17 protein-coding genes are annotated in these 18,180 nt (G+C 73.1%); 5 read left to right on the top strand and 12 right to left on the bottom strand.

Annotation, left to right across the window (positions count from 1 at the left end; all coding sequences use genetic code 11):
• Positions 1–43: 43 nt before the first annotated feature.
• The 3 genes from ACZ402_RS05000 to ACZ402_RS04990 all read right to left on the bottom strand — a co-directional run bounded on the left by ACZ402_RS05000 (position 44) and on the right by ACZ402_RS04990 (position 3,554).
• Complete coding sequence (locus ACZ402_RS05000; protein WP_375824311.1) at positions 44–982, bottom strand: carbohydrate ABC transporter permease; 939 nt, start codon at positions 980–982, stop codon at positions 44–46.
• 81 nt (positions 983–1,063) lie between these two features.
• Positions 1,064–2,368, bottom strand: a complete 1,305-nt coding sequence (locus tag ACZ402_RS04995) for an ABC transporter substrate-binding protein (protein ID WP_375824310.1) — start codon at positions 2,366–2,368, stop codon at positions 1,064–1,066.
• Between the two features lie 169 nt (positions 2,369–2,537).
• The gene (locus ACZ402_RS04990; RefSeq protein ID WP_375824309.1) at positions 2,538–3,554 is read right to left on the bottom strand and encodes a LacI family DNA-binding transcriptional regulator; all 1,017 of its coding nucleotides are present in this window, start codon (positions 3,552–3,554) and stop codon (positions 2,538–2,540) included.
• 89 nt (positions 3,555–3,643) lie between these two features.
• Here ACZ402_RS04990 and glgB point away from each other — a divergent pair, with 89 nt between their 5' ends.
• A complete protein-coding gene (gene glgB / locus ACZ402_RS04985; protein ID WP_375824308.1) occupies positions 3,644–5,875 on the top strand; it encodes a 1,4-alpha-glucan branching protein GlgB in 2,232 nt (743 codons plus the stop codon).
• A gap of 280 nt (positions 5,876–6,155) precedes the next feature.
• Here the strand turns inward: glgB and ACZ402_RS04980 are convergent, their stop codons facing one another.
• Genes ACZ402_RS04980 through ACZ402_RS04970 form a run of 3 tightly spaced genes read right to left on the bottom strand, consistent with a single transcriptional unit; the run spans position 6,156 to position 9,375 of the window.
• Positions 6,156–7,103, bottom strand: a complete 948-nt coding sequence (locus ACZ402_RS04980; RefSeq protein WP_375824307.1) for a co-chaperone YbbN — start codon at positions 7,101–7,103, stop codon at positions 6,156–6,158.
• A gap of 20 nt (positions 7,104–7,123) precedes the next feature.
• Positions 7,124–8,161 carry a DUF8094 domain-containing protein gene (locus tag ACZ402_RS04975; RefSeq protein ID WP_375824306.1) on the bottom strand — a complete coding sequence of 346 codons (1,038 nt, stop codon included), beginning with the start codon at positions 8,159–8,161 and terminating at the stop codon, positions 7,124–7,126.
• Complete coding sequence (locus ACZ402_RS04970) at positions 8,158–9,375, bottom strand: hypothetical protein (RefSeq protein WP_375824305.1); 1,218 nt, start codon at positions 9,373–9,375, stop codon at positions 8,158–8,160. The genes ACZ402_RS04975 and ACZ402_RS04970 overlap by 4 nt, the downstream gene beginning before the upstream one ends.
• Before the next feature lie 375 nt (positions 9,376–9,750).
• Here ACZ402_RS04970 and ACZ402_RS04965 point away from each other — a divergent pair, with 375 nt between their 5' ends.
• On the top strand, positions 9,751–11,175 hold the full coding sequence (locus ACZ402_RS04965) for a hypothetical protein (RefSeq protein WP_375824304.1): 1,425 nt from the start codon (positions 9,751–9,753) through the stop codon (positions 11,173–11,175).
• A 3-nt stretch (positions 11,176–11,178) separates the two neighbouring features.
• Entirely contained in the window at positions 11,179–11,625 is a 447-nt protein-coding gene (locus tag ACZ402_RS04960; protein WP_375824303.1) for a hypothetical protein, read from the top strand.
• Positions 11,626–11,656: 31 nt separating this feature from the next.
• Here the strand turns inward: ACZ402_RS04960 and ACZ402_RS04955 are convergent, their stop codons facing one another.
• The 3 genes from ACZ402_RS04955 to ACZ402_RS04945 form a co-directional block, all read right to left on the bottom strand.
• Positions 11,657–12,445 carry an alpha/beta fold hydrolase gene (locus tag ACZ402_RS04955; protein WP_375824302.1) on the bottom strand — a complete coding sequence of 263 codons (789 nt, stop codon included), beginning with the start codon at positions 12,443–12,445 and terminating at the stop codon, positions 11,657–11,659.
• A gap of 77 nt (positions 12,446–12,522) precedes the next feature.
• Entirely contained in the window at positions 12,523–13,374 is an 852-nt protein-coding gene (locus ACZ402_RS04950; RefSeq protein WP_375824301.1) for an alpha/beta hydrolase, read from the bottom strand.
• 33 nt (positions 13,375–13,407) lie between these two features.
• Positions 13,408–13,713, bottom strand: coding sequence for a hypothetical protein (locus ACZ402_RS04945; RefSeq protein ID WP_047232918.1), 306 nt, complete (start codon positions 13,711–13,713; stop codon positions 13,408–13,410).
• Between the two features lie 202 nt (positions 13,714–13,915).
• Here ACZ402_RS04945 and ACZ402_RS04940 point away from each other — a divergent pair, with 202 nt between their 5' ends.
• Both ACZ402_RS04940 and ACZ402_RS04935 read left to right on the top strand, forming a co-directional pair.
• On the top strand, positions 13,916–14,887 hold the full coding sequence (locus tag ACZ402_RS04940; protein ID WP_375824300.1) for an FKBP-type peptidyl-prolyl cis-trans isomerase: 972 nt from the start codon (positions 13,916–13,918) through the stop codon (positions 14,885–14,887).
• A gap of 148 nt (positions 14,888–15,035) precedes the next feature.
• On the top strand, positions 15,036–15,596 hold the full coding sequence (locus tag ACZ402_RS04935) for a phosphoribosyltransferase (RefSeq protein ID WP_375824299.1): 561 nt from the start codon (positions 15,036–15,038) through the stop codon (positions 15,594–15,596).
• On the opposite strand, the gene ACZ402_RS04930 is transcribed toward ACZ402_RS04935, so the two are convergent.
• The 3 genes from ACZ402_RS04930 to nrdF all read right to left on the bottom strand — a co-directional run bounded on the left by ACZ402_RS04930 (position 15,535) and on the right by nrdF (position 18,060).
• Entirely contained in the window at positions 15,535–16,368 is an 834-nt protein-coding gene (locus tag ACZ402_RS04930; RefSeq protein ID WP_375824298.1) for an alpha/beta hydrolase, read from the bottom strand. The genes ACZ402_RS04935 and ACZ402_RS04930 overlap by 62 nt on opposite strands.
• Before the next feature lie 26 nt (positions 16,369–16,394).
• Entirely contained in the window at positions 16,395–16,784 is a 390-nt protein-coding gene (locus tag ACZ402_RS04925; protein WP_375824297.1) for a hypothetical protein, read from the bottom strand.
• 295 nt (positions 16,785–17,079) lie between these two features.
• On the bottom strand, positions 17,080–18,060 hold the full coding sequence (gene nrdF, locus ACZ402_RS04920) for a class 1b ribonucleoside-diphosphate reductase subunit beta (RefSeq protein WP_375824296.1): 981 nt from the start codon (positions 18,058–18,060) through the stop codon (positions 17,080–17,082).
• Positions 18,061–18,180: the final 120 nt, after the last annotated feature.

Genomic DNA, 18,180 nt, shown 5'->3' with positions numbered 1-18,180 from the left:
TCCGCTGTGGTGATCCGGGTCGGCGCGGGTGCGGTGGGGGCGCTCATACCAGGTCTCCCTTCTCGTCCGGGAAGAACTTGCGTTGGATCGCGCTGATCACGAGGACGATGACCAGCAGCACGACGGCCATCGCGGACGCGAGGCCGACCTTGGAGTACCGGAACGCCGTGTCGACGGTCTGGATGACGAAGGTCTCGGACCCGTTGGCCCCCTTCGTCATGATGAAGGGGATCTCGAAGACGGAGAGCGCGCCCGAGATCGCGAGGATCAGCGACAGGCCGACGATCTGCTTGATGCCCGGGAAGATGATGTAGCGGAACTTCTGCCACGACGTCGCGCCGTCGAGGTCGGCCGCCTCGTAGACGTCGCCCGGGATCGCTTGGATGGCGCCGAGGAAAAGGACGAAGTTCAGCCCCATGTACCGCCACACGGACGTGCCGGCGAGCGAGTAGTTGACGATGGACGGGTCACCGAGCCAGTGCGGCGTGTCCTGCACGCCCACGATCCCGAGCAGGGCGTCCAGCGTCCCGTCCGGGCGGAAGAAGTAGAGGAAGACGAGGCCGATCGCGACGCCGTTCAGCAGGTAGGGGAAGAAGATCACGCCTTTGAAGAAGTTCCGGAACCGGGTGCTGAAGCTGAGGATGGTCGCGAAGTAGAGGGCGAGCGCGAGCTGGACGAGGGCCCCGACCAGGTAGTAGAGGCTCACGAAGAAGACCCGGAACAGCTCGGGTCGCGTGAAGATGTCGACGTAGTTCGTGAACCCGACGCTCTCCTTCACCGCGTCGAGCCCGTCCCAGGACGTGAAGCTGTACCAGACCATGTTCGCCACCGGCAGGTAGGTGAACACGAGCAGCAGCCCGATCGGGACGACGAGGAACAGCCACGGGGTGAGCGCCCCGGACCGCCGCCTCGGCGGTCGGGACGTCGCGCTCCGTCGGCGCGACTCGGTCGGAGTCGCCACGGTCGGACTGGTCACAGCCATGTCATGCTCATTTCGGTCGGTACGGGCGCGTGGCCCCCGGCGGGGCGAGCCGGGGGCCACGCGCGAACCAGGACTCCTGCGTCAGCCGACGACGCTCGCGCGCGCGGATGACCAGCGAGAGTTGAGGTCGGCGAAGAACGACTCCTTGTCACCGTCGGCGGCACCGCGGGCGACGTCGACCAGCTGCTTGCGGTACTTGTCGCCCCAGAGGTCGATCTCCGCCTCGTTGCTGATGTCGTTGTCCCACGTCTCCTCGCCCGCCGGGGCCGGGGAGAGCTCGACCTGGTTGACGCCGAGGGCGTCGAACGTCGCGAGGGAGTCGGGAGCGGGGGCTCCGACGAGCGGCGAGATCCCGCCCTGCTCCGCGGCGAACGTCGACTTGTCCAGGAACCAGTCGACCCACGCCCGCGCCGCCTCCTTGTTCTCGGAGTGCTTCGAGATCGCGAGCTTGTAGTCGCCCGAGACGGTCGAGGAGAACGTCCCGTCCGTCTGCCACGGCATCGGCCAGAAGTCGATGTCGTCCGCGGACCCGCCGGCGGCCTCGGCCGCGTCCTTCATCTGCGGCACGGCCCAGGAGCCGAGCACCATGGCGCCGACCTTGCCGGTGCCGAGGAGAGTCTTGGACTCCTCCCAGTTGGTCGTGGTCGGGTCCTCCTCCGTGACGCCCGCTGCGACGACGTCGTAGAGCAGCCCGTCGATCGCGTACTGCTCGTTGCCCTCGGACCACGGGGCGTCCTGCGACGTGCGGATGCTCACCGCGTCGGTCCCCGCGAGCGTCCCCTGGTTGTTCTGCCACTGCGTGAGCGGCCAGCCGTCGGTGTAGTTCGTGTAGTACGGGATCGCGTCGGTCTTCTCGCCGATCTGCTGCAGCGCGTCGACGAACGCCTCGGGCGTGGCGGGCGGCTCGGTGATGCCGGCCTGCTCCCAGACCTTCGTGTTCACGACGTAGCCCATCGCGGTGCCGAAGGTCGCGATGCCGTAGACCTCGCCGTCGTAGGCCTGCTCGTTGATGAAGCGGTAGTCCTGCGCGAGCTCGTCGACCGTGCCGAGGGGCTCGAAGAACTGCGGGAGCTGATCCTTGCTGACCGAGTTCGGGACGAGGAGCACGTCGCCGTAGTCCTGCGTGTTGAGACGGATCGAGACGTCGCCCTCGTAGTCGGTGATCGCCTCGAACTCGACCGTCACACCTGGGTTCGCCGTCTGGAACTGGTCCGCGTAGTCCTGGAGCGTGGTGTCCACGATGTCCGTGCGGTTGGTCAGGACCGTGATGGTGCCCGAGAGCTCGCCGTCCTCGCCGCCGCCCTCGCCCGAGCCGCTCGAGCACGCGCCGAGCGCCAGCGTCAGCGCTGTCACGGTGAGCACGGCGGCGATCTGCTTCCTTGCCATGTCGTCTTCACTCCTTGGTCGTCGTTGACGTCGCGTGCGACGGGCCCCGTGTTTCCGGGCGATCACTGGCGACACGACTAGTGAAGCGCTTAAGTTCTCGTAAGTCCACCGGCGATCTATAACGAACAGATATCGGACCCCAGGCTCGTGCGAGGAGTGGTGAAGCGCGTCAGGACGAGCGGCGTGCCGTCGTGCCGCGCGGGCGCAGCGTCGGCGTGGAGTCGAGGAAGCTTCCCCCGACCTTCCCCTCGATCCGGTCGAACAGGCGCCGGGCCACGTGCGCGCCGTACCGCGTCACGTCGTGGCTCAGCGCCGACAGCCGCGGGAACGTCGCCTCGCACAACGGCGAGTCGTCCCAGGCGATCATCGACACGTCCTGCGGCACGCGGACGCCGATCTCGCTCGCGACCCCCAGCCCCGCGACCGCCATGACGTCGTTGTCGTAGATGATCGCCGTGGGCGCGTCCGTCCCGGTGAGGAGCGTGCGGGTCGCCACCGCACCCTGGACCGCCGAGTAGTCGGTCCGGACCACCACACCCTCCGCACCGAGCGTCGCGATCTCGTCGCGGAACGCCTCGTCGCGGATCCCGGTGTGGCCGAACCCCTCCAGCCCCGCGACCCGCGCGATCCGGCGGTGCCCGACGGCATGCAGGTACCGCACCGACTCGCGGACGGCCGCGGCGTCGTCCGTCCAGACGTTCGTCAGGCCGCCCGCGAGCGCCGGGTCCCCCACGACGACCGCGGGCAGCGCCTCCGGCTCCGAGAACATCGCGATGCGCGGGTCGTCGACGCTCGGGTCGACCAGGATCACGCCGTCGACCCGCCGGGCCGCACGCCACGCGCGATACGCCCGCAGCTCCGTCTCCTGGTCCGGCACGACCTGCAGGAGGAGGGCGTACGAGCGCTGCGACAGCTCCGACTCGATGCCGGCGAGGAACTGCATGTAGAACGACTCGACCCCGAGCATCCCGGGGTCCCTCGCGAGCACCAGCCCGACGGTCTCCGTCCGCGCGCCCGAGAGGGACCGCGCCGCGGAGCTGGGGGCCCAGCCCAGGTCCGACGCGATCGCGAGGATCCGTGCGCGGGTCGCCTCCGACACCCCCGGCCGGTTGTTCAGCGCGTACGACACCGCGCCGGTCGAGACCCCGGCCTCCCGCGCGATGTCCGCGATGGTGATCCTCGCCACGACACTCCTTCCTCCAGGTCGCGAGCCTACTGCGACCGCCCGGCGAGCCCGTCGTGTCCCGGTGCCGCAGACGTGGAAAGGTTGGGCCCATGACCGGGTCCGCCGCCTCCCCCGCCCCGCCGCCCGTCGTCGTGCCGCCGGACGCGCTCGCGGCCGCGGCCGCCGGGCGCACGTTCGACCCGCACGCCGTGCTCGGCCCGCACCTCGCGCCCGACGCCGACGACGCGCGCGCCGTCGTCCGGGTGCTGCGCCCGCTCGCCGACGAGGTCGTCGTCGTCACGACCGACGGCGAGCACCCCGCGGCGCACGAGCAGGACGGCGTGTGGGCCGCCGTCGTGCCCGTGCACCAGGACGCCGACGGCACCCGGCACGCCCCCGACTACCGCGTCCGGGCGCGCTACGGCCACGAGGCCACCACCGCCGACGACCCCTACCGGTTCCTGCCCACGCTCGGCGAGGTGGACCTGCACCTCCTCCGGGAAGGCCGGCACGAGGAGCTGTGGCGCGTGCTCGGCGCCAACCTGCGCACGTACCCCAGCGCGCTCGGCGACACCGCCGGCACCGCGTTCGCCGTGTGGGCGCCCAACGCGCGCGCGGTCCGCGTCATCGGCGACTTCAACGGCTGGGGCGCGACGCACCCGATGCGCTCGCTCGGCTCGAGCGGCGTCTGGGAGCTGTTCGTCCCTGGCGTGGGCGCGGGCGCACGCTACAAGTACGAGATCCTCGGCCCCGACGGCTCGTGGCGCCAGAAGGCCGACCCGCTCGCCAAGGGCGCGGAGGTGCCGCCCGCGACGGCCAGCATCGTCGTCGAGTCGCAGTTCGCGTGGACCGACGACGACTGGCTCGCCGCGCGCGCCGCCCACGACCCGCACACGCAGCCCCTCAGCATCTACGAGGTCCACCTCGGGTCGTGGCGTCAGGGGCTGTCCTACCGCGACCTGGCGGAGCAGCTCACGGCGTACGTCGTCGAGCAGGGGTTCACCCACGTCGAGCTCCTGCCCGTCGCCGAGCACCCGTTCGGCGGGTCGTGGGGCTACCAGGTCACCGGCTACTACGCCCCGACCTCACGCTTCGGGCACCCCGACGACTTCCGGTACCTCGTCGACCGCCTGCACGCCGCGGGCGTCGGCGTCGTCGTCGACTGGGTCCCCGCGCACTTCCCGCGCGACGAGTGGGCCCTCGCGCGGTTCGACGGCACGCCCTGCTACGAGCACGCCGACCCCTTGCGCGGCGAGCAGCCCGACTGGGGCACCTTCGTCTTCGACTTCGGGCGCAACGAGGTCCGCAACTTCCTCGTCGCCAACGCGACGTACTGGCTCGAGGAGTTCCACGTCGACGCGCTGCGCGTCGACGCCGTCGCGTCCATGCTCTACCTCGACTACTCGCGTGGCCCGGGCCAGTGGCACCCCAACGTGCACGGCGGGCGCGAGAACCTCGAGGCCATCGCGTTCCTCCAGGAGGCCAACGCGACCGCCTACCGGCGCACGCCCGGCGTCATGATGATCGCCGAGGAGTCGACGGCGTGGCCGGGCGTCACCCGGCCCACGTCGTCCGGCGGCCTCGGGTTCGGGCTCAAGTGGAACATGGGCTGGATGAACGACTCCCTGCGCTACGTCGCCGAGGAGCCGATCAACCGCCGCTACCACCACCACGAGATCACGTTCTCGATGGTCTACGCCTACTCCGAGCAGTTCGTGCTGCCCATCAGCCACGACGAGGTCGTGCACGGCAAGGGCTCGCTCTACGGGAAGATGCCCGGCGACGACTGGCAGAAGCGCGCCGGCGTCCGCGCGTTCCTCGCCTACCAGTGGTCCCACCCCGGCAAGCAGCTCCTCTTCATGGGCAGCGAGATCGGCCAGCACTCCGAGTGGAACGAGGGCCGCTCCCTCGACTGGGACGGTCTCGCCGCCGACCCCGGGCGGCAGGGCGTCCAGCGCGCCGTGCGCGACCTCAACGCGCTCTACCGCGCGACCCCCGCGCTCTGGGAGCTCGACCACGACCCGGCAGGCTTCGAATGGCTGGACGCCGACGACGCCGACCACAACGTCCTCGCCTACGTGCGCCGCGGGCGCGACGGGGGCGAGGTCGCCGTCGTCGTGAACTTCGCCGGCACGCCGCACGAGGGCTACCGCCTCCCCCTGCCGTCGGGCGGCGCGTGGCGCGAGGTGCTCAACACCGACGCCGAGGTCTACGGCGGGTCGGGTGTCGGCAACCTCGGCGAGGTCGAGGCGGAGGCCGTCCCGTGGAAGGGCCGCGCGCACTCCGCGACCCTGCGCCTGCCCCCGCTCGGCGCGCTGTACCTCGTCCCGTCGCCGAGGTAGAGGTCTGGTCTGCCGACGTCGAGGCCTGGTCTGCCGACGTCGAGGCCTGGTCGCCCTGGGTGGTGGGTGGGGTGGCGGCGCCGGGTCTACCATCCGCCGCTCGTTCCTCGCGGCTCCCGCCAGGCCCGCCACGACCCGGCGCCATCACCCCACCCACCCGGCTTCGTCCCACCTCCTGCGCTGCCTCCTCAGCGCGACGGCGGCCGGTCACCGTGGGTGACCGGCCGCCGATCGTCCGCGTCCGTGTGCAGGTGCAGGTGCAGGTGCAGGTGCAGGTGCGTCAGTACAGGCTGATCGCGAGGCGCTGGCGGGCCTTGCCGACGCGGGGGTCGGTGGGGCCGACGACCTCGAAGTAGTCGAGGAGGCGGACGCGGAGCTTCTCCTTGGCGTCGGCGTCCGCGCCGGGGAGGAGGTCGAGCAGGCGGCCGAGCGCATCGTCGACGTGACCGCCGAGGATGTCGAGGTCGGCGATGGCGAGCTGCGCGTCGACGTCCCCCGGGGCGTCCGCGGCCGCGGCGCGGACGGTCGCGAGGTCGGCGTCACGCGTCCGCTGCAGGAGGCGGACCTGCGCGAGCCCGGCGACGGCGAGCGCGTCCCGCGGGTCCTGCTTGATCGCCTTCTCGTAGGCCGCCACGGCGGCGTCGAGGTCGTCGCGCTCGATCGCGTCGTACGCCTCCTGGTGCAGCGGCGGCAGCTCGGGCTCGGGCTCCGGGGCGGGCTCGGCGGGCACCGGCTCGCCGTCGCCGCCCTGGGCCGGGACGCGGCCGGTGACGCCGTTCGCCTCCGCGGCCTGGAGCACCTGCTCGATCACCGAGCGCACCTGCTCGGCAGGCGCGGCGCCCTGGAACAGCGGTACCGGCTGGCCCTGGAGGATGGCGACGACCGTCGGGACGCCCTGCACCTGGAACGCCGCCGTGATCTGCGGGTAGGTCTGGGCGTCGACGCGGGCCAGGAGGAAGCGGCCGGCGTACTCGTCGGCGAGCGCGCCGAGGTCGGTGCCGAGCTGGGCGTTCGCCTGGTCGGTCGGGATCCACAGCAGGACGACGACCGGGTACTGCGTCGAGTCCTGGACGAGCTGGCCGAACGTCTCGTCCGTGACGTCGACGACGTAGCCTCCGGCCGCGGGCGCGCCGCCCTCCTCCCCCGGCGGCGGGGACTGCGGGCGGGTCAGCGCGGACAGGTCGACCGCTCCGCGCACGTCGAAAGCGGGCTGGGTAGGTTCGCTCATGGTCGCAATCCTACGGAGCGTCAGGCGTTCGCCACCGACGTCGCGACGTGCTCGTTGCCCACGACGCGGATCTTCTCCTCCGACCCGGCCGGCGGGACGTAGAGGGCGACGACGTCCACGTAGCCCACCTTGAGAACGTTCGTCGGCGCGGCGCCACCGTAGAGCGCCTTGATCGTCTCGGTGTCGGGGGGGACCTGCGCGCCCTCCTCCGCCGTCATCGTCTCCTGCGACGTCATGGCGCCCACGACGAGCGCGCCACCGTCCGCGGTGCGCACCGAGCGGACCTGCTCGTCGGCGTTCGGGGTGAACGTCAGCGCGTACGCGCCGGCGGCGGGCTCGAGAGCCGTGGCCCAGGCCTGGGCGCGCTCCGCGAGCAGCGTCCGGAAGGAGTCGTCCTCGAAGGTGCCGACGAAGCCCGACCCGGTCCCGAGGTTGAGCACGTCGGCGTACTGCGCGACGGCGTCCGTGGGCGTGACGAGGAGGCTCGAGTCGTCGGGGGCGACGGCCTCGCTCCCGATGCTCGGGTCGGCGAAGCTCGGCATGGTCACGCCAGGCAGGAGCCGCACCCAGGCCCAGAGCTGGTAGGGATCCCGTGCGCCGGCCTGCTCGAGGACGGACAGGCGCGGGGTCTGCAGGCTCTCGGGCTGGACGCTCACGGCGTACGAGGTGCGCGGCCAGGTCTGCGTCGTCGGGATGACGACCTGCTGCGCCTCGGTGGGGAGCTCCGTCACGAGGTCGGCGTTGCCGCGTGCTGCGGCGACGGCGAGCTGGCTCGTGCGGATCGCGAGCGCCGGGCCGGTGACGCGCGCGTCGAGCTGCGCCGGGTCGTTCGCCTCGCTCGCCGCGGCGAGCGCCGAGGCGACCGCGTCGAGCACCTCGGTCTCCTGCGCCTCGGAGAGGACGGGAGGCGGGGGGTCCTGGGTGGGGTCCGGCTGCGGCGTCGGCAGAGGTGCGGAGCAGGCGGCGAGGAGGAGCGCGCCGACCAGACCGCCGGCCACCCCGGCGAGGGGACGGCGGGCGCGGCGGGCGCGGGCCGTGTCGCGGGCGGTGCTGGTCATCGGGTGCTGTCCTTCGTCTCGTCCGTGTCGCGCTGCGGGTCCGCGGTCTCGCCCGCCCCCGTACCAGGGGTGAATCCCCACGCCCGGCGCCAGGCGTCGGCACGTGTCGCCGCGCTGTCCTGGCTGGTCGGGTGCGCGTCCGCGGCGTCGACGGTCGGCTGCGCCGCGGTCTTGGGCCGCCGCTCGCCGCGCGCGACGATCGGGATCTGGCCGGTGAGCCAGGCGCGACGCGGCTTCTGCCCGCGCGCCTGCTGCTGGGCGAGGCGGTCCGCCTCCTCGCGCTCGCGCAGCTCGCGCCGCGTGAGCATGCGCACCTGCGCGGTGTCGGTGGGCACCTCGCCGTCGGAGGTCGCGCCGTCGCCCTCGCCCGACGGCGCGGGCGGCGCTGCCGCCGGGGCGACGGCCGGGGTCGCCGACGTCGCGGTGCCGCGTCCCGACGGTCCACGGCGCTTGGGGCGCAGGCTCGCCGCGCCGATGCCGAGGCCCAGGAGGATGAGGACCGCGCCGCCGATCACGCCGGGCCACAGGAACGGCGTCTCGACCTGGCGCGGCCAGGACAGCTCGAGCGTCGGGGCGACGGCGCCCTCACCCACGCCGGCCACGAGAAGCTGCCAGCGGCCGGGCTGGTCGGACCAGCGCAGGCTGGCCGAGCCGGCGCCCGTCGACTCCTCGAACCACATGTCCGACCCGGCGGGGTCGACGCCGACGACCGTCGTCTCGGCCGGTGTCTCGTCGTCGGCGGGGGTCTCGCCCTCCGCGGGGGTCTCGCCCTCGGCGGCGGCCTCGCCGTCGGCGGGCGTCTCCTCCGACGCCTCGCCCTCGGCGGGAGACTCTCCGTCGGCCGGGGTCTCGCCGTCGGCGGGCGTCTCCTCTGCGGCGGACGGCTCGACGGCGCGCGTCGCGAGCGCGTCCCAGTCGCTGAGCCCGGTGACGACGCCGTGGGCGTCCTCCCCGACCCAGCCGGTCACGTCGACCTCGCGGCCGATCGCGAGGGTCACCTGCTGCTCGCCCGGTGCCGTGGCGCGGATCGTCACGTCCTCGGCGACGAGGTCCAGGACCCCGGGCTCGGTGACGAGCAGGGTGCCGTCCCCCGTGTACGCCGTGGTCGCCACGACCGTGTCGCTGTCCCGCCACACCGTGGCGGACGCGACGCCGAGGCCGACGGCGACGAGCCCTCCCACGAGCAGGAGGGCAGCGATGATTCGTTGGAGCACCGAGGTTCCCTTCGTCGATCGACGTTCCAGAATAGGTGCGAAACCCCTTGTAGATCGACCTCGGGGAATCGTGCGCGGATCCTCACGATCCGTTCACGAGCCCCTCTCCCCTCGGTCCCACGCTCGTCAGCCGGGATTCAGGAAGAGCGCGCGCGACGCCGTCGGACCGGCCTGTGGCCTCCCCCGTGCCCTCCGTCCCGCAGCACTGCGACCATCGTCTCACCTGCTCCAATCCGGGTATTCAGGACAGCCCGATCCCCGTATCCTGGTCGGAGCACGGCGGGGCCGTGGCACGACCGCCGCGCCCTCCCTCCTCGCGAGGGGACGCCGCCCGGCGGCGGACGCCGCGACGAACCAGCACCGGAGGTCATCGACGTGTCCGACGAGCGCACGCTCTTCCCCATCACGATGCGCGGGTACGACCGCGTCCAGGTCGAGGCACAGCTCGCGAAGCTGGAGAAGGCCGTGGAGGACGCGCGCTCGCGCGTCGAGGCCGCGGACGCCCGCGCCATGCAGCTCACGAGCGAGCTCTCCGACGCGCAGCGTCAGCTCCGCGAGGCGGAGCGCCCCTCGTACGCCGGCCTCGGCTCCCGCATCGAGCAGCTCATGCGCTCGGCGGAGGAGCAGTCCGCCGACATCCTCTCCCAAGCCAACGCCCAGGCCGCCGACATCATGGCGCGCGCGAAGCTCTCTGCCGGCCAGGTGCGGTCCCGCGCCGAGAACGAGGTCGCCGAGCTCCTCAACAGCGCGCGGCTCGAGTCGGAGGAGATCCGGGCCACGAGCGCGTCGGAGGTCGAGGGCACGCTCCTCAGCGCCCAGCGCCGCGCCGAGGAGCTCGTCGGCTCCGCCGAGCGCGAGGCGGCTCGCATCCAGAGCGCGATCGCCACCGAGGAGAGCGAGCGCCGCGCGTCGCTCGAGCGCGAGCTCGGCACGCTGCGCGCGACGGCGGAGCGCGAGACGACCGAGCTGCGCGTCACGACCGAGCGCGAGGCCGCCGAGCTCCGTGCCCGCGTCGCGGCGGAGACCGCCGCCCAGCGCGAGGCCGCCGAGCGCGAGTCCGCCGAGCTCCTGGAGAACGCGCGCCGCGAGGCGCAGCGCCAGGTCGACGAGGCGCAGCGCAAGGCCACCGAGGCGGCCAACGCGGTCACGTCGGAGATGGAGGAGCTGCGCGACAAGGCCCGCACCGCGCTCGCCGACGCGGAGCTCGAGGTCGTGCGTCGCCGCGAGGAGGCGGAGCGCGAGAACGCCGAGCGCCACGCCGCCGCCAAGGCCGAGACGGAGAAGCTGGTCTCGACGGCCGAGGAGCACGCGACGGAGGCGGAGAAGCGCGTCGCGCTCGCGCTGGAGCAGGCCGAGAAGGTCCGCCGGGAGTCCGACTCGTACGTCAAGGACCTCATGTCGACGGCCCGTCGCAACGCCGACCAGATCGTCGCCGAGGCGCGGTCGTTCGCGGACCAGACCGTGAGCGACGCGAAGGCGGAGGCCGAGCAGCAGCGCAACGTCGCCCAACGTCAGCTCGAGGACCTCACGCGCCAGCACGACTCGATCAACACCTATCTCGACGAGCTGCGCGGGCTCCTCGGCGGCGAGGCCGAGACCGCGAAGGCTCCCGCGAAGAAGGCGGCGGTCCCCGCGGGCACGCCCGCGCAGCAGGCGCGCGCGGCGACGCTCATGACGGCGGAGTTCCCGGTCGTCGCCGACGAGCCGGACCAGCAGGGCGCGTCCGCCGCCCCGACGAAGCGTCGCCCCGCGGGCCAGGTGGACGCCGAGGCCGAGACCGACGCCCCCGCCTCGGCCTGACCGGTGTCCTCCGCGGACCCCACGGGCCGCTCCGGGTCCGCTGCCGACGACTGGCGTCGGCAGCGGACCGAGGCCGCAGCGCACCAGCAGCGCGAGCTCGACCGCCAGCGCGCGCGGGAGAGCGCCGCGGCACGCGCGCTCCTCGCCGAGTTCGTGGTCCGCGCCCGTGAGCGCGGTCTCGCGCCCGAGCCGCTGCGCGCCCGCTCGTTCGACGGCACGGCCACCTACCGGACCCCGCTCACGGGCTGGTACCTGCGCCGCAACCGCAGCGTCGCCGTCGGCGAGGACGGGGAGTTCTACGTGCTCGGCGTGCCCGGCAGCCTGCTGGGGCGCCTGCGCGGCGTGACCGTCGAGCCGTCGGACCCGCCGATCGTGCTCGGCAAGGGCGGACGGGACGGCGAGTCGATCGACCTCGCGGACGCGCTCGCGCTCGTGCTCGACGACCGCTGACCGCTCCGACCCGCCGACGCGGGGTGCCGGCTCAGGCCGAGGCGCGGGCCAGGAGGTCGGCCAGGGCGTCCGCGACGGCGGCCGGGTCCTCGACCGCGCTCATGTGCCCGGCGCCGGGTACCTGGACTAGCTGCGCCGTGGGTGCGGCGTCGGCCATGTGCTCGGCCTCGGCCGCGGGCGTGAGCGCGTCCTCCTCCCCCACGACGACGGCCACCGGGCCGGAGAACCCCTCGAGGACGTGGGTGCGGTCCGGCCGGGCCGCCATGGCGCGCTGCGACCACGCGACGCCGTCGGGCCGCTGCCCGCGGATCCACTCCTCGAGCCGTGCCGTGAGGTGCTTGCGCGCGGCCTTGCTCGTCTCGCCGAGCATCACGCCCGGCATGCCGAGGACGGCGTCGACGGTCTGGGACCGCGCGGCCTCGTCCGCGACGCGCAGCCGGTTGGCGCGGGCCTCGTCGGTGTCGGCGGTCGACTTGGTGTCCACGAGCCCGAGCCCGGCGACCAGGTCGGGGTGCCGCTCCGCGAGCGCGAGCGCGACGTAGCCGCCCATCGACAGCCCCGCGACGACCGCGCGCGTGATCCCCGCCGCGGTGAGCGCGGCGGCGGTGGCGTCGGCCGAGGTGTCGATCGACGCCGGCTCGCCCGCCAGCGGGCTCGCGCCGAGCCCAGGGAGGTCGACCGCGACGACGGTGGGCTCGCCCGGCAGCGCGGCCGCGACGTCGGCCCACATGCGGTGGTCCAGCGGGAAGCCGTGCAGCAGCACGAGCGGGGTCCCGTACCCCTCGCGCAGCGTGAAGGTCTCGAGCGGGGCCGTCGTCACGTCGTCCTCCTCAGGTCGTGCTTCCGTCGTCAGGTCTCGTCCCACCGTGCCACGGCCGCGACCGTCCTGCCGGGACGTCAGTCGTCGACGCCGTCCGACCGGCTCGCGTCGTAGCTCGCCTGGTCGGAGTCCGCGGTGTCGCGCTCGGCCGTCACGGCCGCGGTCCCGTCGCCGGACCACGCGGTCGGCAGCGGCAGCGGGAACCCGGGGCGGACGTGGCCGACGATCTCGTCGAGCACGCGACGCACGGACGACTCCCCCACCCACAGGTGCTTGGCGCCGTCGACGCCGATCACCTCGGCGTTGCGCACGCGCGCGAACCGTCGGCGCGCCTCGTCGGGGCGCAGGTAGTCGTCGAGCTCGGGGACGAGCACGACGAGGGGCTTGCCGAACGCGTCCCACCGGTCGAGGTCCTCGTCGGTCGCGCGGTGCAGCGGCGGCGACAGCAGGATCGCGCCCTCCACCGCCGGGTCGGTGCCGTGCTTGAGCGCGAGCTCGGTCCCGAACGACCACCCGACGAGCCAGCGGTGCGGCAGGTCGCGGAACTCGGCGAGCTCGATCGCGGCGGCGACGTCGAAGCGCTCCGCCTCGCCGCCGTCGAACGCGCCCTCGCTCGTGCCGCGCGGCGACGACGTCCCGCGCGTGTTGAACCGCAGCACCGCGAGGTCGGCGAGCGCGGGCAGGCGCCACGCCGCCTTCCGGTACACGTGCGAGTCCATGTAGCCGCCGTGCGTCGGCAGCGGGTGGAGCGTGACCAGGGTCGCGACCGGGTCGCGGTCGGCCGGGAGCGCGAGCTCGCCGACGAGCGTCAGCCCGTCCGCGGTGTGCAGCTCGACGTCCTCGCGCCGCGCGGGCAGGACCGTCAGGGACCGGATGGGGGTAGGACCGGCCGGGACGTCGGCCCCGGCGGGCTCGGGTGCGGTGCTCATCGTGGTCGAGCCTAGTTCGTCAGCCGCGGACCTCTACCGGGGCCGACGACGCCCGCGCGCCTGCCAGCACGACGTGTGCCAGTGCCGGCGGTGGTCGAGCGCCGTCTCGGCACCGAAGAACGAGTCCTCCTGCCAGGCCACGACGTGCCCCGTCCCGGGCGGGATCTCCTGGTTGCACCCCGGGCACAGGTACGTCTTGGACCCGCCGCGCACCGTGCGGACCTGCCACTCGCCGTCGGCCCCGGACTCGCGGCGCGCGCCGCCGAGGGCACGGTCCAGGTCGAGGGGCGCGGGCTCCGCTCCCCACGGTCGCTTGCGGGACGGTCGACGGGACGGCATGCACCCATTCTCCCCCGGGCACACGGCCGGGGCGGCTCCCAGCGGGAGTCCAGGCAGGACCGCTAGAGTGTCCGCGCCGGTGCTGCACCCGGCACGCGGACGCGAGGCGACCCCGACCCGGGACGCCGACGACCGCCGTCGTGCGGGTGCGGCCCAGACCCGACGGCCCCGCGTCGTCCCACCGACCGAAGGACCCCCTCTCGTGAAGCACCGCACCCTGCGCGGCGTCGCCGCGCTCACCCTGGGCGCCGCCCTCGTCCTCTCCGGCTGCGCCTCGGAGGGCGGCGGCTCCGGCGACGAGACGTCGTCGAGCCCGTCCGCGACCGACGGCGCCAGCGATGCCGCGACGTCGTCGCCCGAGGACGTCGCGGCGCTCGAGGCCGTGACGGTCACCGGCGACCCGGGCGCCGAGCCCACCGTGGAGTTCGACCAGCCGTTCGAGGTCTCCGCCGCGGCCGCCATCTCGCTGGACGACGGCGAGGGCGACGAGATCGCCAAGGGCCAGCAGATCACCATGCACACGGCCGCGTTCTCCGGTACGGACGGCGCCAGGATGGGGTCGACGTGGGAGACGGGCTCCCCCGAGCAGCTCCTCATCGACGACTCGATCTTCCCGCAGCTCCTCGACGTCGTCGTCGGCAAGAAGGTCGGCACCCGCTTCCTGTTCGCCAACCCGACGACGGACCAGACGACCGGCGAGCCGATCACCTACCTCACCATCGGTGAGGTCACCGGCGTGAAGACCATCCCGTCGCGTGCCGAGGGCGAGGCGGTCACGCCCGCCGAGGGCCTGCCGACCGTGACGCTCGACGACACCGGCAAGCCGACCATCGAGATCCCCGAGGGCTACGAGGCCCCGACCGAGCTCGTCGCGCAGACGCTCATCAAGGGCAGCGGCCCGGTCGTGACCGAGGACCAGACCGTCACCGCCCACTACACGGGCATGCTGCTCGACGGCACCGTCTTCGACTCGTCGTGGGACCGCGGCGCCCCCACGAGCTTCTCGCTCCAGCAGGTGATCCCGGGCTGGACGCAGGGCCTCGCCGGGCAGACCGTGGGCAGCCAGGTGCTGCTCGTCATCCCGTCGGAGCTGGGCTACGGCGCGCAGGGCAGCGGCACGATCCCCGCGGACTCCCCGCTCGTCTTCGTCGTGGACATCCTCGACGCGCAGTGACCTTCGCCTGACCCGACGAGGGCCGCACCCCGCCACGGGGTGCGGCCCTCGTCGCGTCCGGGACCGGTCCGGGTCCGGGACGGGGGTCCCGGCTCGTCGGGACCCGAGCCGGGCGGGGCCCGCGTGTCGCACGACGTACTCTCGATCCATGACGGACGCCTCCACGACCCCGGTCCCCGCCGTACCCGACGACGCGTCGGCGCCGAGCCCCGCCGACCCGCCCGAGCGCGAGGTGCTCACGTGGGAGACGTTCGGCGTCGCCGCACGCGAGCTCGCCGAGCAGGTCGTGGCGAGCGGGTTCCGGCCCGAGGTCGTCGTCGCCGTCGCGCGCGGCGGGCTCCTGCCGGGCGGCGCGGTCGCGTACGCGCTCGGGACCAAGGGCGTCGGGACGCTCAACGTCGAGTTCTACACCGACATCGGCCAGACCCTCACCGACCCGCGCGTGCTCCCCCCGCTCATGGACACGTCCGACCTGCCGGGAGCGCACGTGCTCGTGGTCGACGACGTCGCGGACTCCGGCCGCACGCTCGCCCTCGTCATGGACATGCTGAGCACCCACGGGGCCGAGGCGCGGTCCGCGGTGCTGTATACCAAGCCGCGCACGATCATCCAGCCGGACTACTCCTGGAAGGACACCGACCTGTGGATCACGTTCCCGTGGTCGGCCGACCCGCCCGTCGAGGGCGCGCAGCCCCGGCCCGCTGACTGACACCCTCCCGCGGCGGGCCCGCGGGTCGCCCGGCCTCGGCGAGGACCCAGGCGGTGAAGGCGTCCACCCCGTCGACGACCGCCTCGAAGCGGGGCGAGTGGAAGACGTCGAACGAGTGCTGACCCCCGGGCAGCTCGGCGTAGACCACGGTGTTCGTGCCGGCGCGTCGCAGCCGCGCCACGAGGTGTCGCGCACCCTCCACGGTCCCCCAGCCGTCCTTGCTGCCGTGGGCGACGAAGAACGGCGGCGCCTCCCCGCGGACGTACCCCTGGGGCTGGAGGACGGGCGGTGGCCCGGCCGGCTCCGCGCCGAAGTAGTGCCCGTAGTAGCCGTACAGCAGGATCGCCCCGGAGACCGTGGTGTCGGCCTCCTCGAAGCCCGGCTGGAACCGCGGGTCGCCCGGGGTGAGTGCGCACAGACCGGCGAGGTTCGCACCCGCGGAGCTGCCCGCCACGAACATCCTCGTCGGGTCGGCCCCGTACTCCCGACCGTGCTCACGGACCCACGCGAGGACCTTCTTGGCGTCGATCTGGTGGTCGGGGAACGTGACCTCGGGGCGCAGCCGATAGTTCGCGCTCACGCACACCCAGCCCCGGCTCGCGAGCCAGGTCAGCAGCGGCAGCGCCTCGCGGCTCTTCTCCCCTCCGGTGAACCCTCCACCGTGGAAGTAGACCAGCACCGGTGCGTCCTGGGGCGCGTCGCGACGCCGGTAGAGGTCGAGGAGGTTGCGGCGACCGGCGTCGCCGTAGGCGATGTTGCGGATCCGCTCCACGTCCCGGCGCGTCCGCACGAACGGCGTCAGCAGGATCCGGGCCCAGGGACGGTGCCGCCGTAGCGGCGCGTCCACGCGCCCCCGCCAGTCCGGGCCGAGCCCCTCCACCAGGCCCGCCGCACCGACCGGTCGCTGCGCACGCCTCGCCACGCGACGACCACCAGTCCCGCGGCGACGACGACGGCCGCTCCGGCCGTGACCCGGCCACCCGTCGTCCCCAGGTCACCCTCGACGGCCGCCAGTGCGGTGGACGCGACCAGGAGGTACATCGCCAGGAACGGCACCTCGTTGACCACCATGCCGAAGACCCAGCTCGCCCGCGCCATCAGGTGGGGTCGACGAGGGGCGACGGCCGCGAAGAAGGTGCACCAGCCGACGACCACCACGACCACCACGTACCCGATCGGCCAGGTCATCGTCGCCCCTCTGTCGCCACGCCCGTCTCGTCCGAACGGTAGGCCCGGAGCCCTCGCAGGGCGATACGGGACGTTCTTGCGCCGTCGACGAGAGCCCGCGGAGCTCGGCCGTGGCCGGGACACCACGACGCACCCCGCCGCCCGGCAGGTCGAGGCCCGTGCGGGGTCCGGCGGACTCCGTGCGGGGTCCGGCGGGGTCCGTGCGGGGTCCAGACGGCGAAGGGCCCGGCACCGCAGGTTGCTGCGGTGCCGGGCCCCGTCGTCGCCTCGTGGCGAGGGGTCCTGAAGACGTGTCTCAGAAGTCCCAGTCGTCGTCCTCGGTGTTGACGGCCTTGCCGATGACGTACGACGAGCCGGACCCGGAGAAGAAGTCGTGGTTCTCGTCCGCGTTCGGCGACAGGGCCGAGAGGATCGCCGGGTTGACGTCGGTCTCGTCCTTGGGGAAGAGCGCCTCGTAGCCGAGGTTCATGAGCGCCTTGTTCGCGTTGTACCGCAGGAACTTCTTGACGTCCTCGGTCAGCCCGACGCCGTCGTAGAGGTCCTCCGTGTACTGCACCTCGTTGTCGTAGAGCTCGAAGAGCAGCTCGAACGTGTACGCCTTGAGCTCGTCGCGCTCCTCGGGGCTGAGCTTCTCGAGGCCCTTCTGGAACTTGTAGCCGATGTAGTACCCGTGCACGGCCTCGTCGCGGATGATGAGGCGGATGAGGTCGGCCGTGTTCGTGAGCTTGGCGCGCGACGACCAGTACATCGGCAGGTAGAAGCCGGAGTAGAAGAGGAACGACTCGAGCAGCGTGCTCGCGACCTTGCGCTTGAGCGGCGAGTCGCCCTTGTAGTACTCCATGACGATCTCGGCCTTGCGCTGGAGGTTCGGGTTCTCCTCCGACCAGCGGAACGCGTCGTCGATCTCGCGCGTCGAGCACAGCGTCGAGAAGATCGACGAGTAGCTCTTGGCGTGCACCGACTCCATGAACGCGATGTTGGTGTACACCGCCTCCTCGTGCGGCGTGATCGCGTCGGGGATGAGCGACACCGCGCCGACCGTGCCCTGGATCGTGTCGAGCAGCGTGAGGCCCGTGAACACGCGCATCGTGAGCTGCTGCTCCTGGGCGGTGAGCGTGTTCCACGACTGGATGTCGTTCGACACCGGCACCTTCTCCGGCAGCCAGAAGTTCCCGACGAGGCGGTCCCACACCTCGAGGTCCTTCTCGTCCTCGAGACGGTTCCAGTTGATCGCGCTCACGCGATCGATGAGCTTGAGCTTCCCCGTGGGCGACATCTGCCTTCTTCTCTCCTGCTGACCCCGGAGCGACCGGGACGACTTCGTGGGACCGGACCTGCGCCGTCGGCCGCTCCTCCGCGGGAGAGTGGCCGACGGCGCCGGGCTTCGAGACAACCG

Source organism: Cellulosimicrobium sp. NPDC030954, assembly GCF_055571305.1.
The sequence above is the reverse complement of the archived record's forward strand: the minus strand, read 5'-3'. Positions and strand labels throughout refer to the sequence as shown.